Origin of the sequence: Bosea beijingensis (assembly GCF_030758975.1) — a bacterium.
In the GTDB taxonomy this organism is placed as follows: Bacteria; Pseudomonadota; Alphaproteobacteria; order Rhizobiales; family Beijerinckiaceae; genus Allobosea; species Allobosea beijingensis.
The window spans coordinates 816,132-843,086 of the sequence record NZ_CP132359.1; the positions used below are offsets into that span (position 1 = coordinate 816,132).

Consider the following 26,955-nt stretch of genomic DNA (forward strand, 5'->3'; position numbering starts at 1 on the left):
CTCAGAGGCTCGCGACTACCCTGATCCGCTTCACCTCGCCGCGCAGGAAAGCCTGCAGGAAGCGGTCATAATCCTTGAACGAGATGCAGCCGTTCGAGTCGCCACGCGGCCCGAGCAGGTAGGTATGCGCCAGCAAACCGGTGCGGCCATGGATCGCGCCGCTGCCGCCGACAGGGTTGAGCCGGACCGCCCGCACGCCGTGGAACAGCGCCTCGCGCTCGGTCAGCGTGTAGGTATGCGGCGGGGTGACGCCCTTCATCCGGACATGGGCGTAGCGGACATCGTCCATCATCTCGCCGAAGCCGGAATGCGCCTCCAGCCGCTCGCCGTTCGGCATGTAGACCATCTTGGCGGCGATATCGTAGATCGCCGTGCCGGCCTCGGCGGTGCGCGGCGGCGTGCCGGTCGAGGGGCTGAGGCGGGTGATGCGGCCGCGGTCGATAATGTCGTCCTGCGGCGCGGCATAGGCGAGCGCGGGACCAGCCGGCTCCGCCTGCTTCTGCACGCCGAAGAGCTTCTCGAAGAAATTGCGGTTGTCCTCGGGCGTCGGCGCGGCGGCTGCGGTGCGGTTGCGGCGCGAGGTACCCGGCTGAGCGACGCGCGGCTGAGCTTGCTGCGGCTGAAGCTGCTGGGGTTCACCCTTCGGCAACAGGTCGAGCGGACGCGGCACCGGCATGGGCGCAGCCTTCTCCGCCAGCGTGACGGGTGGCTGCGGCGGCAACGGCAGGGCTGGCTCGGCGGAAGCGACAGCGGCGAGGGAGGACTGTGACGGAGCAGCGGGCTGGAAGGCTGCACGCGCAGGAGCACCCTGAACGAAGGAAGCGCCCTTGCCGGCCGACAAGGCCGGATCGAGCAGACCGCTATAGGCCGGCGCCTGCTGCTGGGCGACGCGGGCATTCGACGCCTTCCGGGCTGTTGCGGACTGGGGATTGCCGGCATCGGGGGACGGAGCCACCTGCCCCAGCATCCAGAAGCCGGACATCGCGCCGCCGCCGAGGGCGAGCGCGAGCAGGAAGCCCTTCAGAAGGGGTCGGCGGCGGCGGCGCGACCGTACATAAGGTGCGCCACCTTCCCGGACATAGGTCGCATAGGTCATCCGCCGCACTCTCGATACGCTTACGCCACGCCCGGCGGCCGCAGGCACAGCGCCGCCGCACGCACCCCGACAAGCGGAGGCGCGGTGCATGTCGCGAGGTGACAGAGCATGCCGGGAGAACCCAAAATTCGTTCCGTGTCGATAAGGCGCCGCCTTGGTTAATCGCCGGTGAACCGTATCGATAAATTTTCGTGGTTCGCGCGCGGCGGAGCGGACTTCGGCGCGGGGATGCATGACCATCGAAAGACGGCACGATCGAGTCCGGACGGAGGAGGAAGAAAGACGAGGATTTTTCGCAGGCTGCCCCGATTGGCCCATCTTTCCCGGCCAGGCTGCAATACCAGCCCATTTTTCCCAAACCGGCCCTCGAATCGGATATGTCGCAAGCATCGCAACCGCATGAGTTGCCGCCGCCGGAACCCGAGGCTTTCCCGGCGGCTGCGCCGGAGGCCGGGATCGCCGTGAGCCAGCCAGCCGAGCCGAAGACAAGCTCCGTCGCCGCGCTGGGCGCGATCGTCAGCGGGGCGCTGATCCTGCAGATCGCCTCGACCATCGTGAACACGGTGGTGCCGCTGAAGATGGCGCTGGAGCAGAAGGCGCCGCTGCTGATCGGCCTCGTCGGCTCGGCCTATTCCGTCGGCTTCCTCGCCGGCTGCTTCCTAGTGCCGACCTTCATCCGCCGCGTCGGGCATATCCGCGCTTTCGGCGTCTTCGCAGCGTTGCAAGCGGTGTTCACCATCAGCTTCGCGCTCACGTCGCTCGATTTCTGGGGCATTTCGCGCCTCGGCATGGGCTTCGCCGGCGCCGGCCACGCCATCTGCATCGAGAGCTGGATCAGCGGCCAGGCCAAGGCCGGCCAGCGCGGGCGCCTGTTCGGTTTCTACCAGATCCTCAACCGCCTGGCGCTGATCGGCTCGCAGATCGGCGTCGGCTATGTCTCGCTGCAGTCCCACGACATCTTCCTGCTGGCGAGCGCGACCTTCTCGATCGCGCTGATCCCGGTCGGCATGACCCGTGCCAAGGGACCTGAATCGGGTGAGGTCGTCTCGGTCCGGCTCAACACGATGTGGCAATACGCGCCTGCCTCGGTGATCGGCTGCCTCTATGTCGGCCTGATGGGCGGCGCGCTGACCAATATCGCACCGGCCTATGGCATTCTGATCGGCCTCGACCAGGCCTGGGCGATCCTGCTGACGGCCGGCATCCAGATCGGCGCGCTCGTGCTGCAGTGGCCGCTCGGCCTGCTGGCGGACCGCGTCGATAGCCGCAAGATCATGCTGAGCGCCACCGGGTCGGTCGTGCTCTGCACGCTGGCGCTGGGAGCCGTGCTCTGGTTCTCCGTTCCCCATACGCGCTTCTGGCTGTTCGGGCTCTTCGCCCTGATCGGCGCCGGCGCCATGCCGATCTACACGGTCGCCGTGGCACATGCCTATTTCCGGCTCGGCCGCGAACGCGCGCTCGGCCTCTCCGCGCAATTGCTCTTCCTCTGGGCGGTGGGCTCGGCGATCGGCCCCATGGTTGCCGCCGCCTTCATGCAGGCAGCCGGGCCGAACGGGCTCCTGGCCTATCTAGGCGTGCTTTCAGCGGCAGCCGCGGCCTATCTCGCCTTCCGCCTGCGGCGCAACCCGCCCTCGGCCAATCCGTTCGGCGAGCGCAAGCCGGCACCGCCGACCATTCCCGACGTCTCGCTCTCCGGGCGCCGGAGCCACGCCGAAGGCAAGTAGGCGGGAGACCGCCTATTTTGTCACGGCGTGACGGGTGGGCTTGGCCTTGAGCTTCAGCTCTTCGAGGTCCTGACGCTCGCGCGGCGTGTTGCGCATGAGCTGGTCTTTGCCGGGCCCGTACTGCACCGGCTGGTCGGCATCGACGCCGTACCAGGCTGCCGCCCGCAGCACGAAGGACGGATCGGCCAGATGCGGGCGCCCCAGCGCGACGAGATCGGCGCGGCCGGCAGCGATGATCGTGTTGACCTGGTCGGCGGTCGTGATGTTGCCGACGCACATGGTCGCGACCTCCGCCTCGTTGCGGATGCGGTCCGAGAACGGCGTCTGGAACATGCGACCATAGACCGGGCGCGATTCCCGCGCGGTCTGGCCGGTCGAGACGTCGACGAGATCGCAGCCCTCGGCACCAAAGGCCTCGGCGATCGCGACGGAATCAGCCGCCGAAAGGCCTCCCTCGACCCAGTCGGTCGCGGAGATGCGCACCGACATCGGCTTCTCGCGCGGCCAGACCTCGCGCAACGCCCGGAAGACCTCCAGTGGATAGCGCAGGCGGTTCTCGACCGAGCGGCCGTATTCGTCGGTGCGCTTGTTGGTCAATGGCGAGAGGAAGCTCGCCAGCAGATAGCCATGGGCACAGTGCAGCTCCAGCATGTCGAAGCCGGCGCGAATCCCCCGCTCGGCGGCGGCGGCGAACTCGGCCTTGACCCGGTCCATGTCGGCGCGGGTCATCTCGCGCGGCACCTGACTTTCCGGATAGTAGGGCAGCGGCGAGGCCGAGACGATCGGCCAGGCGCCTTCCGACAGCGGCCGATCCATGCCCTCCCACATCAGCTTGCTCGCCCCTTTACGCCCGGCATGGCCGAGCTGGAGGCAGATTTTTGCCGCTGAATGAGCGTGGACGAAGCCGACGATCCGCTTCCAGGCGACTTCCTGCTCGTCGTTCCAGAGGCCGGTGCAGCCGGGGGTGATGCGGGCGTCCGGCGCGACGCAAGTCATCTCGGTGAAGATCAAGCCGGGGCCGCCGATGGCGCGCGAGCCGTAATGCATCAGATGCCAGTCACCCGGCAGGCCGTCCTCGGCCGAGTACTGGCACATCGGCGAGAGCGTCATGCGGTTCTCGACCCGCATCTCGCGCAGCCTGAAAGGCTGGAAGGCCGGCGGCACGGGCGAGCCGTCCTTGCGGCGCTTCGCGAGATCGCCGAGGCCATCGGCGACGAGCCTGTCGACGGCCGTGACCATTTCCGGCGCGCGCAGGGCGAGATTGTCGTAGGTGATCGCCTTTGAGCGGGTCATCAGGCCGAAGGCGAAGCGCAGGGGCTCGAAATCCCAGAAGCGCTTCAGCTCCTCGAACCAGACCAGCGAGACATCGGCCGCGTGCTGGGTCTTCTCGACCTCCTCGCGGCGCTGCGTCTCGAACAGCTTGAGGCCGGCGGCGACATCGAGCCTCGCCTGCCCCATCGCCTTGTGCAGCGCGATGGCGTCCTCCATCGCGAGCTTCGTGCCGGAGCCGATCGAGAAATGCGCCGTCGCCTTGGCGTCGCCGATCAGCACGACGTTCTCGACCACCCAGTTGCGGCAGCGGATCATCGGGAAATTGCGCCAGAGCGAGCGGTTGGTGATGAGCTTGTGGCCTTCCAGCTCCGCGGCGAAGACGCCTTCGAGGAAAGCGGCCGATTGCGCCTCGTCCATCGCGCCGAGACCCGCCTTAGCGAAGGTTTCGGGGTCGGTCTCCAGCACCCATGTCGAGCGGCCGGCCTCGTACTGGTAGCAATGGGCGATGAAGACGCCGTGCTCGGTTTCCTTGAAGAAGAAGGTGAAGGCGTCGAAGGGGCGGGTCGAGCCCATCCAGGTGAAGTGGTTCGGGCGCAGGTCGGTCTGCGGCTGGAAGCGCTCGCGCCAGTTCTCGCGGATGCGGCTGTTGATGCCGTCGGCGCCGACGACGAGATCGTAATCGCGCTTCAAGGCCTCGGTATCGGCGATCTCCTGCCCGAAATGCAGGTTGACGCCGAGCTCGCGCGCCCTCGCCTGCACCAGCATCAGCAGCGAGCGGCGCGAGCAGCCACAGAAGCCGTTGCCGGGCACGCGGTAGCTGTCGCCCTTGAAGCGGATCTCGATATCGTCCCAGTAGGCGAAATTGTCGCGGATCGCGGCATAGCTCTGCGCATCCGCCGCCTTGAAGGTGTCGAGCGTCTGGTCCGAGAAGACGACGCCGAAGCCGAAGGTGTCGTCGGGCTGGTTGCGCTCGAAGACATCGACCGTCAGCTCCGGCCAGTCCCGCTTCATCAGGAGCGCGAAATAGAGCCCCGCCGGCCCTCCGCCCACGACCGCGATACGCATCGACGCCTCCATCCGGGAGCCGGTCGACCCGGCTTGAGAAATTATTTTAAGCCTAAAATGTTTTTGACCTCAAGAGGCTTTTGCGCCCATCTCGACGGGAATGTGACCGCTCTGTCCTGCAAAGCGCTCCGTAGAGCGCCTAGTTTTGCACTGCGAAATCCCCCTGCCCGGCCGTCCTCATCAGCCCGCTTGCAAATTCCTTCAGACTTAAAATATATTTGCTGCCGGAGGTCGAGCGGCCATGACACTGCAGGGACAGCGCGCACTGGTAACGGGTGGCGGACGCGGCCTCGGCCGGGCCATCGCCGCCGCGCTGACGGCGGCTGGAGCCAGGGTCAGCATCCTCGGGCGCGACGAGGCGACCCTGCGGGAAGCCATCGCTGCCGGCGTGGCAGCCGATTGGGCCACTTGCGACGTGCGCGATGAAGTCTCGGTTTCCGCGGCGCTCAGCCAGCTCGGCCGCGAACAATTCTTCGACATCGCCATCGCCAATGCCGGCGCGGTCGAGACCGGGCCGTTCATGCGCAGCGACGGCGAGCGCTTCCGCCGGATGCTCGACATCAACCTGATCGGCACGGTCAACCTGTTCCACGCCACGCTGCCGGCCATGCTGGAGCACCGCCGCGGCAGGTTGATCGCCATTGCCTCGACCGCCGGGCATCGCGGCTACCCTTATGTCAGCGCCTATACCGCGGCGAAGCATGCCGTGGTCGGGCTGGTGAAGTCGCTGGCGCTGGAGACCGCGCGCTCCGGCGTCACCGTCAACGCCGTCTGCCCGGGCTATGCCGATACCGACATGGCGACCGCCAGCATCGAAAATGTCGCGGCCAAGACCGGCAAGAGCCGTGAAGAGGCGCTGTCGGCGATGATCAAGGACAATCCGCAAGGACGGCTGATCGCGCCGGAAGAGGTCGCGGCGGCCGTGCTCTATCTCTGCGGGCCGGGCAGCGACGCCGTCACGGGCCAGTCGCTGATGATCAACGGCGGAGAGTTCTGAGATGGAAACGCCCTCCTCCGTCCTGGTGCTGGACCGCGAGACCAAGGCCAGCGAGCGCCCCGGCGACCACAAGGACGAACTGCGCCTCTGGCTGCGGATGCTGACCTGCTCGACCCTGATCGAGACCGAGATCCGTAATCGCCTGCGCGAGGAGTTCAAGACGACGCTGCCGCGCTTCGACCTGATGGCGCAGCTCGACAAGACCGCGGTGGGCATGACGGTCGGCGAGGTCTCGCAGCGGCTGATGGTCTCGAACGGCAACGTCACCGCCGTCGTCGCGGGACTCGTCACGGACGGACTCGTCGACAAGCGCTCCGCCCCGCAGGACCGGCGCGTGCAGATCCTCACCCTGACGGCACAGGGCCGCAAGGTCTTCCGCGCCATGGCCGAGCGCCACGAGGACTGGATCGCGGAATTGTTCGCCGGGCTCGACCAGCCCGCTATCGCGCAGCTCTTCAGGCTGCTCGGAGAGACCAAGACCTCGCTGCATCGCGCCATCGCGGGGCGGGCCGGCGACGCCGCCAAGGGAGATGCCTGATGGGCGAGATCGCCAATGCCACGACCCTTCCGCTCGCCGGATTCACGCCGGAGCATTTCAGCCTCTCGGTCTCCGGCAAGGTCGCGACTATGACGCTGAACCGGCCTGAGAAAAAGAATCCGCTGACCTTCGCAAGCTACCGCGAACTCACGGATTTTTTCCTCGCCGCGCAGAAGGAGGAAGAGGTCAAGGCGATCGTCGTCACCGGCGCCGGCGGCAATTTCTCCTCGGGCGGCGACGTCTTCGAGATCATCGGACCGCTGGTCGCGATGGAGACCAAGGACCTGCTCAAGTTCACCCGGATGACCGGCGAACTGGTCAAGGCGATGCGGGCCTGCCCGCAGCCGATCATCGCCGCGATCGACGGCGTCTGCGCCGGCGCCGGCGCCATCGTCGCCATGGCGTCCGACCTGCGGCTCGGCACGGCCAGCAGCAAGATCGCCTTCCTGTTCAATCGCGTCGGGCTCGCCGGCTGCGACATGGGCGCCTGCGCGATGCTGCCGCGCATCATCGGCCAGGGCCGCGCCGCTGAGCTGCTCTATACCGGACGGGTACTCAAGGGCGAGGAAGCCGAGCGCTGGGGCTTCCTCAACCGCATCTGCGCCTCCGAGGCCGTGCTGTCGGACGCGCAGGCGCTCGCCGCCGAGCTGGCGGACGGCCCGACCTTTGCCAACGCCATGACCAAGCGCATGCTCGAAATGGAATGGGCGATGTCGGTCGAGAGCGCGATCGAGGCCGAGGCCGTGGCGCAAGCCTTGTGCATGCAGACCGAGGATTTTTCCCGCGCCTATCACGCCTTCGCCGCGAAGCAGAAGCCGGTCTTCGAGGGCAACTGAGATGGGCAGTGTTTCTCCTCTCGGCCTCGACATCCTCGGCGACACGCTGGACTGGCCGTTCTTCGGGGAGAGCCATCGCGCCTTCGCGACCGAGCTTTCCGGCTGGGCCGATTCCTACCTTGCCGACCTGCCTCCCGATGATGTCGACGAGGCCTGCCGGGCGCGTGTCGCGGCGCTCGGCGCTGCGGGCTTCCTGAAGGCTGTGGTGCCGGCGGCCTATGGCGGCTCGTCCGAAAAGCTTGATGTCCGCACGCTCTGCCTCGCCCGCGAGATCCTGGCCGCGCATGACGGGCTCGCCGATTTCGCCTTCGCCATGCAGGGGCTTGGCACCGGCGCTATCTCGATCGCCGGCTCCGAGGCGATGAAGCGGCGCATCCTGCCGGATGTCGCAGCCGGCAAGCGCATCGCCGCCTTCGCCCTCTCCGAGAAGGAAGCCGGCTCCGACGTCGCCGCCATGGCGACAACCGCGACGCCAGAAGGCAAGACGCATGTCCGCATCGATGGCGAGAAGAGCTGGATCTCGAATGGCGGCATCGCCGACCATTACGTCGTCTTCGCCCGCACAGGCGAGGCGCCGGGCGCGCGCGGGCTCTCCGCCTTCCTGGTCGAGGCCGACACGCCCGGCCTGACCATCGCCGAACGCATCGAGGTGATCGCCCCGCATCCGCTGGCGACGCTGCGCTTCGAGGACTGCCGCGTGCCGCTGGACAACCGCATCGGCGGGCCGGGCGATGGCTTCAAGGTCGCGATGGCCACGCTCGACATCTTCCGCTCGACGGTCGGCGCCGCCGCGCTCGGCTTCGCGAGGCGCGCGCTGCACGAGACGCTTGAACACGCCAATGGCCGCAAGCTTTTCGGCGGCACGCTCGGCGATCTCCAGCTCTCGCAGGCGGCGATCGCCGAGAGCGCCGCCGAGGTCGATGCCGCCGCACTCCTCGTCTACCGCGCCGCCTGGACCAAGGATCGCGGTGCGGCCCGCGTCACCCGCGAGGCGGCGCTGGCCAAGCTCGTCGCGACCGAGAACGCCCAGACGGTGATCGACCGGGCCGTCCAGATCCATGGCGGCCTCGGCGTCACCAAGGGCGTCAAGGTCGAGGAGTTGTACCGGGAAATCCGAGCGCTGCGCATCTACGAGGGCGCCTCGGAAGTCCAGAAGGTCGTGATCGCGCGCGACCTGCTGAAAGCACAGGCCGGAAGAGCAGATCGTTAGAGGCGGATTCGCCGATCAGGCCGAGGGGACCTGATCGAATCCGGCTCGCGCAGGGGAACAGCATGACAGCAACCGGATTCGCGAGATCGGGGCATCAGGACAGCTTCGCGCGGGACAACCTGCCGCCGCGCGCAAGCTGGCCCGACCTGAGGTTGGAAGAAGCAGGGCTCGCCTATCCCGAGCGGCTGAACTGCGTCGCCGAACTGCTCGACCGACACATCGTCGAGGGGCGCGGCGGGCGCACGGCGGTGATCGCCAATGACCTGCACTGGAGCTATGCCGATCTCGCGGACAAGGTGAACCGCATCGCCAATGTGCTGACCCGCGATCTCGGCATGGTCAGCGGCCACCGCGTGCTATTGCGCGCCGGCAATACGCCGATGATGGTCGCCGCCTATCTCGCGGTCATCAAGGCCGGCGGCGTCGCCGTCGCGACCATGCCGATGCTGCGGGCGGGCGAGCTCGCCTATCCGCTGCGCAAAGCGAAGATCGCTATGGCGTTCTGCGACCACCGCCTCATGGCCGAGTTGGAAAGCGCGAAGATGCAGGTGCCGGAGCTTGCCCGCATCGTCGCCTTCGGCAGCGCCGGCAGCGAGCTGGAAGCGCTGATGGCCCAACCGGGCTACGAGCGTTTCGAGGCCGTCGACACCGCCCGCGACGATGTCTGCCTGATCGCCTTCACCTCGGGCACGACCGGCGAGCCCAAGGGCACGATGCATTTCCACCAGGACATGCTGGCGATCTGCGACTGCTACGGTGCCCGCGTGCTGAAGGCCTCGCCGGATGATCGCTTCACCGGCTCGCCGCCGCTCGCCTTCACCTTCGGGCTCGGCGGGCTCGTGCTGTTCCCGATGCGGATAGGAGCGGCGATGGTACTGCCCGAGAAGGCGGGCCCGGCCGACCTGATCGACGCAATCGAGCGCCACAAGGTCAGCGTCGTCTTCACCGCGCCTACCGCCTACCGCGCCATCCTCGACAAGCTCGACGGGCGCGACATCGCCTCGCTCCGCATCTGTGTCTCGGCCGGCGAGGCGCTGCCCAAGGCAACCTTCGACGCCTGGCTGGCGCGAACAGGCATGAAGCTGTTCGACGGCATCGGCGCGACCGAGATGCTGCATATCTTCATCGGTGCGCCGCAGGAGGCGATACGGCCGGGCGCGACCGGGCTTCCGGTGCCGGGCTACGAAGCCAAGGTCGTCGATGCCGAAGGGCGCGACGTGCCGGACGGCACGCCGGGCCGGCTCGCCGTGCGTGGCCCGACCGGCTGCCGCTATCTCGCCGACCCGCGGCAGGCGGTCTATGTCCTGAACGGCTGGAACATCACCGGCGATACCTATCTGCGCGATGCGGACGGCTATTTCTGGTACCAGGCCCGCTCCGACGACATGATCGTCTCAGCCGGCTACAATATCGCGGGGCCCGAGGTCGAAGCCTGCCTGCTCACCCATGAGGCCGTGGCCGAATGCGGCGTGGTCGGCGCGCCCTGCCCCGAGCGCGGGCAGATCGTGAAGGCCTACGTCGTGCTGCGAGAAGGCATCACCGGCGACGCCGCGCTGGCCAAGGCGCTGCAGGAGCATGTGAAGGCCGGCATCGCGCCTTACAAATATCCGCGCGCCATCGCATTCGTTCCGGTCCTGCCGAAGACCGCGACCGGCAAGCTGCAACGCTTCGCCTTGCGCCAGATGGCGCAGGGCGAAAGCTGATTTCCCGTCAACAGAGCCCGAACGGCCGAAACCGAGGCGATACGCCATGTCCGAACTTCCGCAATCCCGCGCCATCCTGCCCGAGGGCTGGCCGCAGCCGCGCGGCTATGCCAACGGCATGGTGGCGGAAGGCCGCGTTCTGGTGACCGGCGGGCTCGTCGGCTGGGACGCGCAGGGCGTCTTCGCCAAGGGTTTCATCCCTCAGCTCCGCCAGACCTTCATCAACATCAAGGCGGTGGTCGGGGCCGGCGGTGGGCGCGTCGAGGATATCGTGCGCCTGACCTGGTACGTCACGGATATCGCGGCGTATCGCGCCAGCCTCAAGGAGATGGGGCCGGTCTATCGCGAGGTCTTCGGCCGGCATTTCCCGGCGATGGCCGTGGTCGCGGTCACTGCGCTGGTCGAGACCGAGGCGATGGTCGAGATCGAGGCGACGGCGGTGGTTGGAGGCTAGATCCCCGCGCCGTCCTGCAAGGTGCCGATCGGCGCCTTGCGCCAGAGCCGCATATGCAGCGCCCGCAAGCCCGGCCGCAGCAGGATGTCACCGAAGGCGAGCGCGAGCGAAGCCGGAACGTTTGCCGTCAACGCGAAGGCCGCCGCGAAGAGCCCTGCCGTGCTCAGGACCCGCCAGCTCACGCCCGCGAGCCAGACCCGGCGATCCGGCGTGCCACGCCTTCCGACGACGCGGAGGACGCCGCGCCGGGTCCGCTCCAGAACCCCGCCCTCGCCCACAACCTGTCGAGCCTCGCCCTCGCCCGGCTCGACGAAGCCGAACGCCACCGTCTCGTTAGTGATGCGATCGATCAGGATGAAGCCGCCGAGCTCGTGACTGCGAGCATAGGGCAGCGAAACCAGCGGCCGGTCGAGACGCAGCGTGACGAGGCCGATGCCGTTCATGCCCAGGCTCTGCGCCGGCAGCGGCTGGGAGCCCTCGATATCGATGCTGTGATGCAGCGTCTCGACCGTGGCATTGGCGCTCTGCGTCGCGAGCTTCACCAGGAACTGGCCGCCTTCGAGCATGGCCCGCTCGCCGGTCCAGAGCAGGCGCGCCTTCAGCCCCCGGCTGACCGGCAGTGCCATGCCGGCGGCGGCGATGACGTCGCCGCGCGAGATGTCGATATCGTCCTCCAGCGTCACCGTCGCGGCCTGGCCGGCAGCGATCTGGCTCGCCTCGCCCGCGGCGCCGATCAGGCGCGCGATGCGGCTGATGCGGCCGGAAGGCAATGCGATAACCGGATCGCCGGCACGGGCGCGGCCGGTAACCGGAGTGCCGGCATAGCCGCGGAAATCGAGATCCGGCCGGTTGACCCATTGCACCGGCAGAACGAAGCCCTCCTCGGCCGGCACAGCACGCGCAATCGCGATGCTTTCGAGATAAGGCAGCAACGCCGGGCCGTCATACCACGGCATCAGCGTGGACGGGCGCATGACGTTCTCGCCGTCCCGCGCCGAGACCGGGACGAAGCGGATCGAAGCGAAGCCGAGGCTCTGCACCGCGGCGCGATAGTCCGCCGCGATCCGCTCGAAGACGGCTTCGTCATAGCCGACCAGGTCCATCTTGTTGATGGCGACGACGACATGGCGGACGCCGACCAGCGAGACGATGAAGGAGTGGCGGCGCGTCTGCGGCAGCAGCCCCTTGCGCGCATCGACCAGGATGATCGCGAGATCGGCGGTGGAGGCGCCGGTGGCCATGTTGCGGGTGTATTGCTCGTGGCCGGGCGTGTCGGCGACGATGAAGCTGCGCGTCTGCGTCGCGAAGTAGCGATAGGCGACATCGATGGTGATGCCCTGCTCGCGCTCGGCCGAAAGGCCGTCGACCAGCAGCGCGAAATCAGGCGCCTCGCCCTGCGTGCCGAACTTGCGGGAGTCGTTGTCGAGTGCGCTGAGCTGATCGTCGAAGACCGCGCCGGCCTCGTAGAGCATGCGGCCGATCAAGGTCGACTTGCCGTCATCGACCGAACCGCAGGTGATGAAGCGCAGCAGTGAATGCTGGCCGGTTTCGGATGAAGCTGGTGCATCGTTAGCCGGAAGCGGGGCCTGCGCCGGCCTCAGTGTCTTCTTTTTGGCGAGCGCGAAGCCCATCAGAAATAGCCTTCCTGCTTCTTCTGCTCCATCGAGCCGGAGCCGTCATGGTCGATGACGCGGCCCTGCCGCTCGGAGGATCGCGACGAGCGCATCTCGGCGATGATGTCGGTGAGATTGGCCGCTTCGCTCTCGACCGCGCCGGTCAGCGGGTAGCAGCCGAGCGTGCGGAAGCGAACGGTGCGCGTCTCGACGGTCTCGCCGGGGAGCAATTCCATGCGCTCGTCGTCGCGCATGATCCAGGCGCCGTCGCGCCGGACGACCGGGCGGGGCGCAGCGAAATAGAGCGGCACGACCGGGATGTTCTCCAGCGCGATGTAGTCCCAGACGTCGCGCTCGGTCCAATTCGAGAGCGGAAACACCCGAAAGCTCTCGCCGCGGTGCTTGCGGGTGTTGAAGAGCTGCCAGGGCTCCGGGCGCTGGTTCTTGGGGTCCCAGCGATGCTCAGGGCTGCGCAGCGAGAAGACGCGCTCCTTGGCCCGGCTCTTCTCCTCGTCACGGCGCGCACCACCGAAGGCCGCATCGAACCTGTAGAGGTCGAGCGCCTGCTTCAGCCCTTGCGTCTTCATCACGTCGGTATGGACGCGCGAGCCGGAGGTGAAGGGATTGATCCCGGCCTCGACGCCCTCGCGGTTGATATGGACGATCAGGTCGAGCCCGAGCCGCTGCGCAGTCTCGTCGCGGAAGGCGATCATCTCGCGGAATTTCCAGGTCGTATCGACATGGAGCAGCGGGAATGGAGGCTTTGCGGGATGAAAGGCCTTCATCACGAGATGCAGCAGGACGGCGGAGTCCTTGCCGATCGAATAGAGCAGCACCGGCTTGTCGCAGGTCGCGGCGACCTCGCGGATGATGAAGATCGCCTCCGCCTCGAGCTTCTGGAGATGGCTGAGCTGGATCATGCCTGCGCCTCCGCCGGGACAGATTTCAGGCGCGCCAGCTTTCCGTCCGGCCCGACATGCAGACCGCATTCCCTGGCCGCGTCGTCCTCCCACCACCAGCGCCCGGCCCGCTCGGGCTCGCCGGGGCGGATAGCGCGGGTGCAGGGCTGGCAGCCGATCGAGACGAAACCCTGCGCGTGCAGCGGGTTGATCGGCACGCCGTTCTCATGCGCGAAGGCGAGCGCGCGCTCGCGCGTCCAGTCGATCAGCGGACTTGCCTTGACGAGGCCGCGCGCCATGTCGGCCTCCGCCAGCTTCACCCCGCCCCGCGCCGCCGATTGATCGGCGCGCAGGCCGGTGAGCCAGGTATCGGCACCGGCGAGCGCCCGGCCAAGCGGCTCCACCTTGCGGATGTCGCAGCAGGATTTGCGGGCATCGCGCGAGGCGTAGAAGCCGTTGATGCCGTTCTGGCGGACATGGAGTTCAAGCGTGTCATGGCGCGGATAATAGGGGCGGATCAGGATGCCGTAGCGCTCCTCGGTCTCCTGCCAGAGCGCATAGACCTCGGGGAAGAGTCGGCCGGTATCGAGCGTCGCGAAAGCGACCGGCAGCTTCGCGGTTGCGATGAAATGGGTGAGAACCTGGTCTTCGAGGCCGAAGGAGGTGGTGAAGACAACCCGCCCGTTCGCTTCCGCGACGATGCCGGCAAGGCGCCCGGGCACATCCGCCTCGCCGAACACGTCATCCAGTGCAGCGGCACGGTGCGTCAGCAATGTCTCCGACGGCGGTGCCGCCGTGAGTTGGTCCGAGCCGAAGCCGTTCGCCATGATCGTGGCCGCCTGTTCGGTAAATCGAACGAACCACTTATACCCATGGCGGCAAAGGTTCAATTTACAGGAGGTAGCGTGTTTTTTCTTATTTCACTTCTGTTGGAGAAGTTTGTTTTGACGGACGCTTTCCGGGCCGCATAGCAGCATAAACTCAATGGAAATCCCGCGACTTCGGGAGGATTCTGACATTGCGCGGGTGGCGATGACGGGGCAGCGGCGGGTTCTTGAGTTCGTCGATGGGCATCGGAACCTCTGCGCGATGGGTATCCGAGAGCGAGAGCAGGTCGATCGAGCGGTCGGCGATGCGCTGGGCCATGAGATGAGTGACGCCCTCGACGCTTTTCTGCACCCGGCCTTCAACCAGCATCAATCGCGCGCCCATGACCTCGCGACGGAAGCGCTCGAACAATCGCGCCCAGATCACGACATTGGTGATGCCGGTCTCGTCCTCCAGCGTGACGAAGATGGCGTTGCCCTTGCCCGGCCGCTGGCGCACCAGCACGATTCCCGCCGTGCGGACGAAGGCGGCATCCGGCTTCGCCTCGGTCTCGGCGCAGCTCAGCACGCCCTCGCGCCGGAAACGCGGACGCAAGAGCTGCATCGGGTGGCCCTTCAGGGAGAGCCTAACGGTCTGGTAATCGGCGACGATATGCTCGGCGAGCGGCATGACCGGCAACGCCATGCTCCGTTCCGAGCCCAGCTCGCGCGCCTGCGCGGCCTGGAAGAGCGGCAGAACGGGATCGTCCGGCAGGCGGCGCACGGCCCAGAGCGCCTCGCGACGATCGAGACCCAGCGAGCGGAAGGCATCGGCATCGGCGAGCAGGCGCATCGCACGGGCGGGGAGACTGGCCCGGCGCATCAATTCCTCGACGTCGCGATAGGGGCCGCCCGCTTCGCGCTCTCCGGCGATGGCCTTGCCCCACTCATCCTTGAAGCCGTCGATCTGGCGGAAGCCGAGGCGCAGTGCGAAGGGGTCACGCTTGCTCGGCCGGTGAGGCCGATCACGGTAAGAACTTGATTCCGAAACGGCTTCCAAGCTGTTGTCCAGAAAGCTGGAATTGACATCGGCCGGCCGCGGCTCGACGCCCCCGTTCTCTTCCGCCTCCCGCACGATCTGGGCGGGAGCGTAGAAGCCCATCGGCTGAGAGTTCAGCAAGGCGGCAGCGAAAGCCGCCGGGTAATGCTTCTTCAGAAAGGAAGAGATGTAGACCAGCTTTCCGAAGGAAGCCGCATGGCTTTCCGGGAAGCCGTAGCTGCCGAAGCCCTTGATCTGCTCGAAACAACGCTGGGCGAAATCGCGCTCATAACCGCGCGCAACCATACGCTCGACCATCATGTCCTGAAAATGATGGATCGTGCCGACATTACGGAAGGTTGCCATCGCCCGGCGAAGGCCATTGGCTTCAGGCTCCGTGAATTTGGCTGCCTGCATAGCGAGCCGCATCGCCTGCTCCTGAAAGAGCGGGACGCCAAAAGTCTTCCTCAGCACTTCGTAGAGTTCGTCCGGCGGCCCATGCTCCGGCGATGGCGAGGGATAGGTCACCTCCTCGATCCCGGCCCGTCGCTTCAGGTAGGGATGGACCATGTTGCCCTGGATCGGGCCGGGGCGGACGATCGCGACCTGGATGACGAGATCGTAGAATTCCCGCGGCCTCAACCGCGGAAGCATGTTCATCTGGGCGCGGCTCTCGACCTGGAAGACGCCGAGCGACTTGCCCTCGCAGAGCATGTCGTAGGTTGCCTCGTCGCCATCCTTGAGGTCGGCGAGCGCGTAATCCTTGCCCCCGTTCTCCCTGATGAGGTCGAACGCCTTGCGGATGCAGGTCAGCATGCCCAATGCCAGCACATCGACCTTCATCAGACGCAATTCATCGATGTCGTCGCGGTCCCATTCGATGAAGGTGCGGTCCTCCATCGCGGCGTTGCCGATTGGCACGGTCTCGTCGAGGCGCCCGCGCGACAGGACGAAGCCGCCGACATGCTGCGAGAGATGGCGGGGATAGCCGAGCAGGCGAGTGGCGAAATCGACGGCGCGGCGGATCGTCGGATTGGTCGGATCAAGCCCGGCCTGGCGGACGCGGGCATCGCCGATCTCGCTGCCCCAGCTCCCCCAATTCGTATCGGCTATGCGGGCGGTGACATCCTCGGTCAGGCCCAGCACCTTGCCGGCCTCCCGGATGGCGCTGCGCGGCCGGTAATGGATCACGGTCGCAGCGATGCCGGCACGCTCACGGCCATAGAATTTGTAGATCCACTGGATCACCTCCTCACGCCGCTCATGCTCGAAATCGACATCGATATCGGGCGGCTCCTTACGCTCGGTCGAGATAAAGCGCTCGAAGAGCACGTCGTTCTCGGCCGGGTCGACGGCGGTGATTCCGAGGACGTAGCAGACCGCGGAATTGGCGGCCGAGCCGCGGCCCTGGCAGAGGATGCCCTTGCTCTCGGCGAATTCGACGATCTGGCGGATCGTCAGGAAGTAACGGGCGTATCCGAGCTTCCCGATCAGATCGAGCTCCTTCGCCAGCAGCTTCTCGACCTTCTCCGGCACACCCTTGGGATAGCGGATCAGGCAGCAGCGACGGACCAGCTCCACCAGCCAGTCCTGATCCTTCCAGCCGGGCGGGATCGGCTCGTCAGGGTACTCGTATTTGAGCTGACCGAGGTCGAACTCGATGCGGGAGAACAGGGCTTGCGTCTCGGCGATGGCCTCGGGCGCATCCCGGAAGAGACGGGCCATTTCCTGCGGCAGCTTGAGATGGCGCTCGGCATTGGATTCGAGCAGGCGCCCGGCCCGCTCGATGGTGGTGCCCTCGCGGATGCAGGTCAGCACATCCTGCAGGTCGCGCTGCGCGATGGAATCGTAGAGCGCGTCATTGGTCGCGATCAGCGGCGTGCGGGTCGCAGCGGCGATCGCCTTGAGACGCGCGAGGCGGCGGCGGTCGTCGCCGCGCCGGTGCATGCTGGCGGCGAGCCAGACAGCGCCGGGCGCTGCATCATCCAGCCGGGCGAGCAATGCGGGCAGGCCGTCGAGGCTGCGCGCGGGCATCAGGATCAGCAGCAGGTCGCGGGCATCGTTGAGGAGGTCGTCGAGAACGAGCTGGCATTCGCCCTTCCTGACACCATCCTTCAGGTTGCCATGGCTGAGCAGGCGGCAGAGCCGGCCCCAGCCGGCGCGATTGGCCGGGTAGGCAACGATGTCCGGCGTGGCGTCGGCGAAGACGAGACGCGTGCCGGTCGCAAGCTTGAAACGCTCCGCCTTTGCCTTCATCTCCTCTGGCGTGAAAGGCAAGGCGTCGAATTCGGGATTCTCGGCCCAGTAATATTCGCCGGGACTGCCGCCTTCCCGTATCTTGTCGGGCGCCGGCAAACCGTCCTCGCGCAACTGCTTCAGCGCCGCCCAGGCCCGCACCACGCCCGCCACCGTGTTGCGATCGGCGATGCCAATACCGGAATAGCCGACCAGCAGGGCAGTCAGCACCATATGTTGCCCCGGCGAGGCGCCGCGCAGGAAGGAAAAATGCGAGGCGGCAACGGGTTCGGCGAAGAGGCTCCCACTCTGATTCATGCGAAGAGCCCGTGCAGGAACCAGCGCGGCGGGGCGCTGTCGGCCTCATAGAAGCCGATCCGGTAGAGCCAGAAGCGGCGCCCTTCAGCATCCTCGACGCGGTAATAATCGCGCATCGGCTCATCCGAGCCGTCGCGCCACCATTCGGGTGCGATGCGCTCGGGGCCTTCGGCGCGAGCGACGTCATGGGTGAGGCGACGCCAGCGAAAGCGGATCGGGGGGCCGTCCGGCACCTCCGCAATGGCTTCGACCGGCTGCGGCGGCTCGAAGAGCTGGAGCGGACGGGCCGGCGGTTCCTGCGGCTCGGGCGCAGGCCAGGATGCTTCGGGCAATGGCGCAGCGGCGGAGAGCGCCTTGGCGGAGCGGACGGGATGATGCGTGTCCTGCGCCGCGAAGCGCAGCACCCGGTCGCGGCCGAAGCGGGTGACCAGCCGGTCGACAAGATCGGCCACCGCCTCCTCCTCCACCGCGCGGCCATCGAGGCTGTGCTGGGGCGTGTCGAGCGGTTCGCAAAGCGGCACAGCGAGCTTGATCGCATCGAAGCCGAAGCCCGGATCGAGCGGATCGGCCAGGGTCTCGATGCGCTCGCGATAGAGCCGAAGCAGCGCTTTCGCATCGCGCGACGGCCGGCCGGTCTCGATGGCGAGGCGGCGCACCGCGCCATCGCTGCGGAAGAAGCCGAGTTCGAAGATCCGCCCGCCCTCGCCACGGGCTTCCAGCACCCGCGCCGCCTCCCCGATCAGCCTGACGACGACGGCCTCGAGGCTTGCGGTATCGGCGAAAGGCTCGGCGAATTGGCGCTCGACCACGCAATCGGGCGGCGGACGCAATGGCGTGATGCGGCGGTCCTCATGGCCGAGAATGCGCCGGAGCTTGACCGCCAGCGCCTCGCCGAAGCGGGCGGAGAGGGCCTCGGAGGGGCGCTCCGCGAGATGCGCCAGCGTTTTCAGGCCGGCGCGCGAGAGCGCGATCACGGTCTCGGCGTCGGTATCGAGCGCGGCAGTCGGCAGGGGGCGGAGCCACGCCTCCTCCTGGCCGGGCGGGACGATGCCGCCGCGGCCATGCCGCGCACAGGCGCGGGCGGCATCGGGCGTGCCGGCAATGGCCGCTTTCAGCTTGAGACCACCCCGCTGCATGGAGCGACCGGCCAGATTGCCGAGCCCGGCCTCGCCGCCGAAGAGATGGGCGCAGCCGGTGATGTCGAGCATCAGGCCGTCAGGCTCGTCGAGGGCGACCAGCGGCGTGAAGCGGTCGCAGAAACCGGCGAGGGCTTCGAGGAATTCGCGATCGGCCAGGGCTTGCGTCTCCAGCGCGACGAGATCGGGGATGCGGGCGCGGGCATCGGCCAGTGTCATCCCCCGCGTCAGGCCGAGAGCGACGGCGCGGCTGTCGCAATCGACGATGCGCAAGGCATTGCCCTGCATCTCGGTCAGCACATGCGGCTTCTCAGCCGGCGCGCCGAAGGTCGGAATCGCGCCCGTCCGCCGTAACCTGTCGGTCGCCAGGAAGGGGAACCAGAGGGCGAGATAGCGGCGCGGCATGGTCTGTCCGGGCAGATCGATCGAAAAGGCTGCGTTCCGCAAAGCAATGTCGGTCACGGTCCCACTCCACACGCCACTCACGCTCGGCCGCGCCGCCGCGCTGGCGCAGCAATCTCAAGGCGAAAGCCGGGGCGCCCGGCGCATTCGCCTCCAGCGCCCGCGAGGCGAGCGCCCTCACCTGCCAGCGGGTGCGCGCCGCGCTCGGCGCCTCGGCGGCGGCCACGCGCAACAGCAGCACCGGCACGCCCGAGGCTTCAGCCGCCAAAGCGAGGCGTCGGCTCGCCGTCAGGTCGAAAGGGCGCGGCTCGCCCCAGGGCTCGATCAGCACGGCGCCCAGCGCGGCACAGCGCGCCGCCTCGGCTCCGGCCCGCAAGACGCCCTCGCCGTCGCGTGCCCGCACCAGCAGCAGGCGCGCCGGATCGAGGCCGAGTTCGTTCAGCCCCGGCGCATGCAACCGCCCGGCTTCGGCATCCACGAAATCCTGCCGCGCCCAGAGGATGGTGCGTTCGGCGGGTTTCTCCTCCGCCTGCCCCGCCCGCAATGCGAGGCCGAGCGCGAAGCCGGTCGCGGCGGCGAGGTCGGCGACCTCGGCCGCGTAGATTTCGTGCAACGCCGCCCGCGCAAGCCCGCCATTCAGGGCCTCATCCACGGCAGGCACGCCCAGGCTGACCCGGCCAGCCGCAGCCGGGCCGCTCCGCAGAGCGGCTTCAGCGAGGCTGCGGCGCAGATCGGACAGGGTCGGGGCGGTTTCGGGCATGGGGGCAAGGCAATTGTTCTTTATTTGTTCTTTTATAGAACGCTCCCCGCCGGAAGGCGAGTCGAGTCTTCCAGCCGTCCCCATGCCCCTGCCAGAGCGTGACGCGGATCAGGTCTCGCCGCTGATCGCCTGTGCCTTGATCTGCGAAGGCGGGCGGCCGAAGCGCTTCCGGAAGCAGCGGTTGAAATAGGAGAGATCACCGAAGCCGACCTCATAGGCGACGGCGCTGATGGTCAGGTTCCCCGCTTCCGCCGTGACCAGCCGATGCCAGGCGCGATCAAGCCGGCGCTCCAGGACATAGTCGGAGAAGGTCCGCCCCTCGGCCTCGAACAGCTTCTGGACGACGCGGATGCTGACGCCGTGCAGGGACGCGATCATCTCGACGCCGAGTTCGCGCCGCTCCAGCCGCGCCTCGATATCGGCCTTGATCGCGGCGAGGCGACCGGCCCGCCGATCTGCCATCGCAGCCGGCGCCGCGGGCTCGCGATCCGAGAGGGCCGCGCCGATGAGATCGTGGACATGGGCCTTGGCGAGGGCCTGAAGCTCCGCGGAGTTCAACGGCAGCAGGCCGCGCAGCAGGAGCGCGCCGTAATGCGCCAGCGCCTGCAAGCCCGGATTCGAGCGCGGGATGACCTGCATCAGCCCAGCATCGTCCACAAGCGATGGCAGCAAGGCCAAGTCCAGTTCGATCACATCGATGCGGCCGGGCTGGGCCAAGACGAACTCGGTCGGCTGGTCGAGAGCGAACACCGCCGCCTCGCGGGCACGCAGCGCGATGCGGCGGTCACCTTGACGGATCACCACCCGTCCCTCGGCCGGACGAACGAGGCAATAGCGCGCGCCCTCCTCGCCCTGCCCCCGCTGCCAGGTCCAATGCGAAGCCGGCGCGAAGCAGGAGCGCAGGCCGATATCGGGACGCGTGGTCAGCACGCAGCGGGCGTCGAAAGGCAAGGGCAGATCGGGCGCTGCGGCTTCGCGGGCCACGTTACGGCCGAGGATGCGCCGCGACAGCGTGCTCGCCTCGTCGCGGCCGACATCGGCGGAGACCAGCCAGAACGGCACGAAATTTCGCGCTTCCGGCGCGGCCTCCAGGCCAAGGCGTGTCGCGACAGCCACATCTCCCGTTTTCGACACCGGATTCGTCTCAGTCCTATAGCGCGTTCGCGGGTGTCCAAGCTTACACCGCAGAAACATCATTACAGCAACAACTGAAATCGATCACGGATCTCACCAAAGATCGAATCCGCAATGAAATCAAGCTACTTTACTATAATTCTAAAGAACGAATTCTCAAGCTCTCCAAGTAAATCGTCACCCGTTCGGCATCGGCACCGCGCCCAACACATGGGCATGCCGCGGCCGGCGCCGCCGGATAGAACCATGACCAGACCGATCAGCCTCGCCACCAGCCTCGTTGCCCTCCTCGCCTCCTCGATGGCGGTCGCGCAGGTTTCGCCACAGTCCGGCAGCCCTGCTGCATCGGGCCGCACCGCAACCGCGCCGACCACGATCGATCTCGACACCATCACGGTGACCGCCGCCCGCGCCGAACGCAGCTCGGCCGAGACGCCGCAATCCATCCAGGTCATCGACCGGACGGAGATCGAGCAGCAGATGAAATTCAGCCCCAATGCCGCTGCCGCGCTCGGCAAGCTGGTGCCGGGCTATTCGATGTCGACGCAGACGGTCTCCAGCGCCTCGGAGAACTATCGCGGCCGCGACCTCCTGGTGATGATCGACGGCGTGCCGATGAACACGCCGTTGCGCGATGTCTCGCGCATCCTCTCGCTGATCGACCTCAACACGGTGGAACGGATCGAACTCGTCGCCGGCGCATCCAGCTTGTACGGCGCAGGCGCCACCGGCGGCACGGTCAACTTCATCACGAAGAAGGCGGCCGAGGGCAAGCCGCGCGTCACGGTCAACACCGCAATCCGCGGCTTCACCCAGAACATCGGGCGCTCGCTGGCGCCGGAAGCCTCGGTGACGGTCTCCGGCAAGGTGCCTGACGGGATCGACTACCTGTTCTCCGGCCAGATCCGCGGCGCGGGCCGTACCTATGACGGCGCCGGTCGCGAACTGCCTTCCGACGGCCTGCTCGGCCAGGGCGGCGGCGACCGCTACAAAGCCGGGAACCTGCTCGCCAAGCTCGGCTACGATTTCGCCGGGGGCAAGCGCATCGAGTTCAACGCCTCCTGGATCGGTTTCGACCAGGACCCGAAATACCTGACCAATTATGCCGCGCCCTTCGCCCGGCCGGACCGGACGAAGCTCTATACCGGCGAAAGTGTGCTGGAAGACACCAAATCCGTGTCGCTACGCTATAGCGACGCCGATTTCGCGCTCGGCAAGCTCAGCCTGCTCGGCTACTACAACGACATCAAGAAGCGCTTCAATTACTCGACCTTCTCCTACCCCTACAATTCGCAGGTCTACTACTCCTTCAACCCGCTCTCGCCGACGAGCCGGGACAACCAGACCACGCTCTATTCGCAGCGCGGCGGCCTGAACGCCACGATCGACACATCCCTCGACGCGATCCTGCCCGGCGCCAAGCTGACCTGGGGCGGCGACCTGATCCAGGAGAAGACCTGGCAGACCCTGACCAGCGGACAGGATGTCTTCACGCCGCTGAAGCAGACGACGGCGGCCGGCTTCGGCCAGCTCCAGATCCCGATCGGCGAGCGCGTCGTGCTGCGCGGCGGCCTGCGCTACGAGCATTTCTCGCTCTCGGTGAACGACTATACCCGCCCGGCCGCCTATGCTGCGGTGGCCGCCAACAACGCGCAGGGCTACCAGGCGTTCGTGCTGCCGGCGCTGCGCGTGCTCGGCGGCGATTTCGACTATTCGGCGCTGACCGCCAATCTCGGCGCGACGATCAAGCTCTCCGAGACGAGCGAGATCTTCGGCGGCTTCTCGCAAGGCTTCGCTCTGCCGGATGTCGGCGCCTTCACCCGTCGCGCCGGCATCTCGACGCAATATGCCTGCCCGGTGCAGCTCCCGAACTGCCTGCCGGCCAACCGCCAGACGATCAGCTATTCGGCAATCGCGCCGAAAGCGCAGATCGTGAACAATTACGAGCTCGGCATCCGCGGCAGCTATGACCGCTTCAAGGGCTCGCTGACCGGCTTCGTCAGCACCTCCGACGACGGCGTCACCTTCGATTCCGTGACCAACACGATGTCGCAGCAGAAGGAGCGGATCTGGGGCGTCGAGGCGACCGGCGACGTCACCATCACCGACGCCTTCACCATGGGCACGGTCCTGTCCTGGCGCGAGGGCCGCTACGACACCAACGGCGACGGCCGGCTCGACAGCAACCTGCCGAACAACCGCATCGGCTCGCCCTGGCGCGGCATGCTCTATGGCAGCTACCGCTTCGTGAACGGCATGCAGTTCCGCGTCGAGGGCGAGGCGTTCTCGGACCGCGACGTCGCGATCGACCTGCGCGGCACCCGCTACAAGCTGAAGGGCGCGGCGACGATGAACGTCGCGCTGACCGCCCCGGTCTGGGAGGGCGAGGCCTATGTCGCGGTCAACAACCTGTTCGACCGCGCCTACCAGAACCCGACCGCGACCTCGGTGCGCAACCTGCCGAACTATGGCTGGGGCCGCACCGTCACCCTCGGCTTCCGCAAGACCTTCTGACGCCATGGTCAGCCTCGAGATCGATGCGGATGCGGTGGTGACGCTGCGCTTCATGCAGCCCTACGATCCGCAAGATGAGCGCGCCTATCTCGACGCGCTCCATCAGATCGGCCAGCGCGAGGAGCCCTATACGCTGCTGACGATCTTCGGCGGCGGGCGGGCCCTCTCGCAGGCGGGCGAGCGCGAGCAGGCGCTCTGGTTCAAGGCGACGCGGGATCGGGTCTCGCAGGCGTGCCGGGCCTGTGCGATCGTGCGACCCGATGCCAGCGAGAAGACCGCCGAAATCTTCCGCCGGCTCTGGCCGTTCCCGATCGTCGCCGAGCGGGAGGAGGCTGTCGGGCGTGCCTTCCTGCTGAGCCAGTACAGCGGAACAAGGCCATGAGCAGCGCGACGGAGCCCCTAAGCATGCCGGCCGCGCTCGCGCCGGGCCAACGCTACCGGCTCTTCGCCGTGCTGGGCGGCTTGTATCTGGCGCAGGCGATCCCGTCCTATCTCTTCGTCGCGGCATTGCCGCCGATCATGCGCGAGCTCGGGGTCTCGCGCACGGCGATCGGCGCGATGAGCATCCTGCTCCTGCCGCTCGTGCTGAAATTCATCTGGGCGCCCTGGGTCGACCGCATCCGCCCCTTCGCGCGGGCGCATCGCGCCGGCTGGGTTTTCATCACCCAGAGCCTGACGATCCTCGCGATCCTCGCCCTGATCATGGTCGGGCCGACCGAGGTCAACGCGATCATCGCGATCGGCTTCGTCGCCTCGCTGCTGATCTCGACGCAGGACATCGCGACCGACGGCTATGCCGCGAAATACCTGCCGGAAGCGGACCGCGCCATCGGCAACGCGATCCAGGGCGGCTCGGTCGCCTTCGGCGTCGTCATCGGTGGCACGCTCGGCCTCGTTCTCTACCATCATATCGGCTGGACCGGGATGCTGGTGACCATCGCCGCGATCTCGCTGCTGCCCCTGGTCGCAGCCGCGATGATGCGGGAGAACGATCCGGTGCCGGGCGCCGCGCCTGCACCGCGTCCGTCGATCCGCGCCTTCCTGAAGCGCCCGGAAGCGCGCCAGATCCTGTGGATCGCCCTGACCTACCGGGCGAGCGAAGGGCTCGTGAAGGCGATGGAGGGCTCGTACCTGGTCGATGCCGGCATCCCGCTCGACCAGATCGGTTATCTCTCCGGCCTCTCGGCGACGACCGCGGGGCTTGCCGGCTCTGCCATCGCAGCCTGGATGGTGAAGCGGCAGGGCCTGTCCTTCGTGCTCGCCCTGCTCGGCGGAATGCGGACGGTCTGCTTCGCGCTCTTCGCGGCCCATGCACTCGGCGCGGTCGTCGGGGTCTGGCCGCTGTTCGGTGCGGCCGGATTCCAGACGCTGATCCGCTACATGGAGATCGTCGCGCTCTATTCGCTGTTCATGGCGGTGACGACCTCGGACCAGCCCGGGACGGACTTCACCATCCTCGCCTGCGCGCAATTGCTGGTCTATCTCGCGGGCTCGATGCTGGCCGGCAAGCTTGCCGACGCGATGGGCTACGGCGTCCTGTTCTCGCTGGCGACGGCGATCTCCGCCATCGCCGTGATCGCGACGGTCCGGATGCTCTCCCAGGCGAAGATCATGCAGTCGTCAGCCACAGGAACGATCAAAGCCGGCTGAGCATGGCGGATCGCCTCGCCTCGGGTTAGCCTCGGCCACATGTGGGGGATTCTCCAAGACTACTGGGCGCATATCCTCGCCGTCATCACCATCGTGACGTCGACCGTCGCCGGCGCGCATGCGGTGATGACGAAGGACGAGGTGCGCGCCGCCATCGGCTGGGTCGGCGTCATCATCCTCTCGCCGATCGTCGGGCCGCTGCTCTACGCCATCGCCGGGGTCAACCGCATCCGGCGCGCCTCGATCCTGGCCAATCGCCCTGGCCATGGCATGGCAGCCGCCGATTTCCATGTCGAGGACGAGGCGGTCGCGACGCATTTCGGCCGGCGCTTCCTGGCGCTCAAGACACTCGGCGACCGCGTCGCCCGCCATCCGCTGACCACCGGCAACCGCATCGAGACGCTGGAGACCGGCGACGAAGCCTATGGCGCGATGCTTGCGGCGATCGCGGCATCCGAACGCAGCATCATCCTGGAAAGCTATATCTTCGACCGTGATCCGATCGGCCTGCGCATCGCCGATGCGCTGATCGATGCGCAGAAGCGCGGCGTCGCTGTGCGCGTCCTGATCGATGCGGTCGGCGCGCGCTATTCCGTGCCGAGCATCGCCGGGCACCTGCGCGAGGGCGGGGTTGCGGTCGACGTCTTCAACGGCAACATCATCATGGGCCTGAGGCTGCCCTATGCCAATCTCCGGACGCACCGGAAGATCATCGTCGTCGACGGGCTCGTCGGCTTCATGGGCGGCATGAATATCCGCGAAGGCTTCACCCGCGAATTCGCGGGCGACGCTTTCGCGCATGACACGCATTTCAAGGTCGAAGGCCCGGTCGTGGCAGATCTTTTCGCGGTGGCGGCCGAGGACTGGTGCTTCGCCACCGGCGAGCCGCTCACGGGTCCCGCCTGGGAAATTCCGACGCTCGAGCGCGGCGGCATGCCGGTGCTGGCGCGCGCGGTGCCGTCGGGGCCAGATGCCTATCTGGAGACCAATCACAAGCTGTTGATGGGCGCCCTGTCTGTGGCACGCGATTCGGTGAAGATCATGTCGCCCTATTTCCTGCCCGACCAGGAACTGATCAGCGCGCTGGTCACCGCGGCGCGACGCGGCGTCGACATCGATATCGTCGTGCCCTCGGTCAATAATCTGGTGCTGGTCGACCGCGCCATGACCGCGCAATTCGACCAGATCCTGAAGAATTACTGCCGGATCTGGCGCTCCACCGGCGCCTTCGACCATTCCAAGCTCCTCGCCGTCGACGGGAGCTGGGCCTATATCGGCTCCTCCAATCTCGACCCGCGCTCACTCCGCCTGAATTTCGAGATCGACCTGGAGGTTCTCGACCACGGCTTCGCCCGCGAGATCGAGCGCCGGATCGGGGCGGTGATGGCGAGCGCGACCCCGGTGACGCTTGCCGGCCTGCGCGCCCGGCCCTATGTCATGCGTCTGATCGACAGGCTGATCTGGCTCGGCTCACCCTATCTGTGAACCGATGCGGTCATACCCCTGACGCCATGGATGCCTAAGCCGTCACTCGCCCCATCACGGCGGGTCCGG

General features: G+C 67.2%; 20 protein-coding genes. 11 read left to right on the forward strand and 9 right to left on the reverse strand.

The window, feature by feature from the left end; genetic code table 11:
- Position 1: 1 nt before the first annotated feature.
- A complete protein-coding gene (locus tag Q9235_RS04050) occupies positions 2-1,096 on the reverse strand; it encodes a tlde1 domain-containing protein (protein ID WP_306225501.1) in 1,095 nt (364 codons plus the stop codon).
- A 461-nt stretch (positions 1,097-1,557) separates the two neighbouring features.
- Here Q9235_RS04050 and Q9235_RS04055 point away from each other — a divergent pair, with 461 nt between their 5' ends.
- Positions 1,558-2,820, forward strand: coding sequence for an MFS transporter (locus Q9235_RS04055; protein ID WP_306225502.1), 1,263 nt, complete (start codon positions 1,558-1,560; stop codon positions 2,818-2,820).
- A gap of 12 nt (positions 2,821-2,832) precedes the next feature.
- Here the strand turns inward: Q9235_RS04055 and Q9235_RS04060 are convergent, their stop codons facing one another.
- Positions 2,833-5,157 (reverse strand): bifunctional salicylyl-CoA 5-hydroxylase/oxidoreductase, encoded by a 2,325-nt coding sequence (locus Q9235_RS04060; RefSeq protein WP_306225503.1) that lies wholly within the window; start codon positions 5,155-5,157, stop codon positions 2,833-2,835.
- A gap of 241 nt (positions 5,158-5,398) precedes the next feature.
- On the opposite strand from Q9235_RS04060, the gene Q9235_RS04065 reads away from it, so the two are divergent.
- From Q9235_RS04065 to Q9235_RS04090, 6 genes are all read left to right on the forward strand, one after another.
- Positions 5,399-6,154, forward strand: coding sequence for an SDR family NAD(P)-dependent oxidoreductase (locus tag Q9235_RS04065; RefSeq protein ID WP_306225504.1), 756 nt, complete (start codon positions 5,399-5,401; stop codon positions 6,152-6,154).
- A 1-nt stretch (position 6,155) separates the two neighbouring features.
- Positions 6,156-6,692: a MarR family winged helix-turn-helix transcriptional regulator gene (locus tag Q9235_RS04070; protein ID WP_306225505.1), complete on the forward strand. Its 537-nt coding sequence runs from the start codon at positions 6,156-6,158 to the stop codon at positions 6,690-6,692.
- The gene (locus Q9235_RS04075) at positions 6,692-7,528 is read left to right on the forward strand and encodes an enoyl-CoA hydratase family protein (protein ID WP_306225506.1); all 837 of its coding nucleotides are present in this window, start codon (positions 6,692-6,694) and stop codon (positions 7,526-7,528) included. Before Q9235_RS04070 ends, Q9235_RS04075 begins: the two co-directional genes overlap by 1 nt.
- A 1-nt stretch (position 7,529) precedes the next feature.
- Positions 7,530-8,738 (forward strand): acyl-CoA dehydrogenase family protein, encoded by a 1,209-nt coding sequence (locus tag Q9235_RS04080; RefSeq protein ID WP_306225507.1) that lies wholly within the window; start codon positions 7,530-7,532, stop codon positions 8,736-8,738.
- 62 nt (positions 8,739-8,800) lie between these two features.
- Entirely contained in the window at positions 8,801-10,441 is a 1,641-nt protein-coding gene (locus tag Q9235_RS04085; RefSeq protein WP_306225508.1) for a benzoate-CoA ligase family protein, read from the forward strand.
- A 46-nt stretch (positions 10,442-10,487) separates the two neighbouring features.
- Positions 10,488-10,895 carry a RidA family protein gene (locus tag Q9235_RS04090; RefSeq protein ID WP_306225509.1) on the forward strand — a complete coding sequence of 136 codons (408 nt, stop codon included), beginning with the start codon at positions 10,488-10,490 and terminating at the stop codon, positions 10,893-10,895.
- Here Q9235_RS04090 and Q9235_RS04095 read toward each other — a convergent pair.
- The 7 genes from Q9235_RS04095 to Q9235_RS04125 all read right to left on the reverse strand — a co-directional run bounded on the left by Q9235_RS04095 (position 10,892) and on the right by Q9235_RS04125 (position 21,237).
- Positions 10,892-12,526 (reverse strand): sulfate adenylyltransferase subunit 1, encoded by a 1,635-nt coding sequence (locus Q9235_RS04095; protein ID WP_306225510.1) that lies wholly within the window; start codon positions 12,524-12,526, stop codon positions 10,892-10,894. The two genes, Q9235_RS04090 and Q9235_RS04095, sit on opposite strands and share 4 nt — an antisense overlap.
- Positions 12,526-13,428 carry a sulfate adenylyltransferase subunit CysD gene (cysD, locus tag Q9235_RS04100; RefSeq protein ID WP_306225511.1) on the reverse strand — a complete coding sequence of 301 codons (903 nt, stop codon included), beginning with the start codon at positions 13,426-13,428 and terminating at the stop codon, positions 12,526-12,528. Before cysD ends, Q9235_RS04095 begins: the two co-directional genes overlap by 1 nt.
- A complete protein-coding gene (locus Q9235_RS04105) occupies positions 13,425-14,234 on the reverse strand; it encodes a phosphoadenylyl-sulfate reductase (protein WP_306225512.1) in 810 nt (269 codons plus the stop codon). The genes cysD and Q9235_RS04105 overlap by 4 nt, the downstream gene beginning before the upstream one ends.
- A 154-nt stretch (positions 14,235-14,388) precedes the next feature.
- Positions 14,389-17,805, reverse strand: coding sequence for an error-prone DNA polymerase (locus Q9235_RS04110; protein WP_306225513.1), 3,417 nt, complete (start codon positions 17,803-17,805; stop codon positions 14,389-14,391).
- A complete protein-coding gene (locus Q9235_RS04115) occupies positions 17,802-19,346 on the reverse strand; it encodes a Y-family DNA polymerase (RefSeq protein WP_306225514.1) in 1,545 nt (514 codons plus the stop codon). Before Q9235_RS04115 ends, Q9235_RS04110 begins: the two co-directional genes overlap by 4 nt.
- Positions 19,252-20,103, reverse strand: a complete 852-nt coding sequence (locus Q9235_RS04120) for an ImuA family protein (RefSeq protein WP_306225515.1) — start codon at positions 20,101-20,103, stop codon at positions 19,252-19,254. Before Q9235_RS04120 ends, Q9235_RS04115 begins: the two co-directional genes overlap by 95 nt.
- A 108-nt stretch (positions 20,104-20,211) precedes the next feature.
- Complete coding sequence (locus Q9235_RS04125; protein WP_306225516.1) at positions 20,212-21,237, reverse strand: helix-turn-helix transcriptional regulator; 1,026 nt, start codon at positions 21,235-21,237, stop codon at positions 20,212-20,214.
- 246 nt (positions 21,238-21,483) lie between these two features.
- Between Q9235_RS04125 and Q9235_RS04130 the strand changes: the two genes are divergently transcribed.
- The 4 genes from Q9235_RS04130 to Q9235_RS04145 are packed head-to-tail and all read left to right on the forward strand — an operon-like array spanning position 21,484 to position 26,886.
- Complete coding sequence (locus Q9235_RS04130; RefSeq protein WP_306225517.1) at positions 21,484-23,751, forward strand: TonB-dependent receptor; 2,268 nt, start codon at positions 21,484-21,486, stop codon at positions 23,749-23,751.
- A gap of 4 nt (positions 23,752-23,755) precedes the next feature.
- Positions 23,756-24,133, forward strand: coding sequence for a hypothetical protein (locus tag Q9235_RS04135; protein ID WP_306225518.1), 378 nt, complete (start codon positions 23,756-23,758; stop codon positions 24,131-24,133).
- Entirely contained in the window at positions 24,130-25,401 is a 1,272-nt protein-coding gene (locus tag Q9235_RS04140) for an MFS transporter (RefSeq protein ID WP_306225519.1), read from the forward strand. Before Q9235_RS04135 ends, Q9235_RS04140 begins: the two co-directional genes overlap by 4 nt.
- Positions 25,402-25,440: 39 nt before the next feature.
- Positions 25,441-26,886 (forward strand): phospholipase D-like domain-containing protein, encoded by a 1,446-nt coding sequence (locus Q9235_RS04145; protein ID WP_306225520.1) that lies wholly within the window; start codon positions 25,441-25,443, stop codon positions 26,884-26,886.
- The last annotated feature ends 69 nt before the right edge of the window (positions 26,887-26,955 follow it).

Coding starts and splice junctions, on each gene's coding strand:
- Q9235_RS04050 (WP_306225501.1), bottom strand. CDS start 1,096: ATGACCTATGCGACCTATGTCCGGGAAGGTGGCGCACCTTATGTACGG.
- Q9235_RS04060 (WP_306225503.1), bottom strand. CDS start 5,157: ATGCGTATCGCGGTCGTGGGCGGAGGGCCGGCGGGGCTCTATTTCGCG.
- Q9235_RS04065 (WP_306225504.1), top strand. CDS start 5,399: ATGACACTGCAGGGACAGCGCGCACTGGTAACGGGTGGCGGACGCGGC.
- Q9235_RS04070 (WP_306225505.1), top strand. CDS start 6,156: ATGGAAACGCCCTCCTCCGTCCTGGTGCTGGACCGCGAGACCAAGGCC.
- Q9235_RS04075 (WP_306225506.1), top strand. CDS start 6,692: ATGGGCGAGATCGCCAATGCCACGACCCTTCCGCTCGCCGGATTCACG.
- Q9235_RS04080 (WP_306225507.1), top strand. CDS start 7,530: ATGGGCAGTGTTTCTCCTCTCGGCCTCGACATCCTCGGCGACACGCTG.
- Q9235_RS04085 (WP_306225508.1), top strand. CDS start 8,801: ATGACAGCAACCGGATTCGCGAGATCGGGGCATCAGGACAGCTTCGCG.
- Q9235_RS04090 (WP_306225509.1), top strand. CDS start 10,488: ATGTCCGAACTTCCGCAATCCCGCGCCATCCTGCCCGAGGGCTGGCCG.
- Q9235_RS04095 (WP_306225510.1), bottom strand. CDS start 12,526: ATGGGCTTCGCGCTCGCCAAAAAGAAGACACTGAGGCCGGCGCAGGCC.
- cysD (WP_306225511.1), bottom strand. CDS start 13,428: ATGATCCAGCTCAGCCATCTCCAGAAGCTCGAGGCGGAGGCGATCTTC.
- Q9235_RS04105 (WP_306225512.1), bottom strand. CDS start 14,234: ATGGCGAACGGCTTCGGCTCGGACCAACTCACGGCGGCACCGCCGTCG.
- Q9235_RS04110 (WP_306225513.1), bottom strand. CDS start 17,805: ATGAATCAGAGTGGGAGCCTCTTCGCCGAACCCGTTGCCGCCTCGCAT.
- Q9235_RS04115 (WP_306225514.1), bottom strand. CDS start 19,346: ATGCCGCGCCGCTATCTCGCCCTCTGGTTCCCCTTCCTGGCGACCGAC.
- Q9235_RS04120 (WP_306225515.1), bottom strand. CDS start 20,103: ATGCCCGAAACCGCCCCGACCCTGTCCGATCTGCGCCGCAGCCTCGCT.
- Q9235_RS04130 (WP_306225517.1), top strand. CDS start 21,484: ATGACCAGACCGATCAGCCTCGCCACCAGCCTCGTTGCCCTCCTCGCC.
- Q9235_RS04135 (WP_306225518.1), top strand. CDS start 23,756: ATGGTCAGCCTCGAGATCGATGCGGATGCGGTGGTGACGCTGCGCTTC.
- Q9235_RS04140 (WP_306225519.1), top strand. CDS start 24,130: ATGAGCAGCGCGACGGAGCCCCTAAGCATGCCGGCCGCGCTCGCGCCG.
- Q9235_RS04145 (WP_306225520.1), top strand. CDS start 25,441: ATGTGGGGGATTCTCCAAGACTACTGGGCGCATATCCTCGCCGTCATC.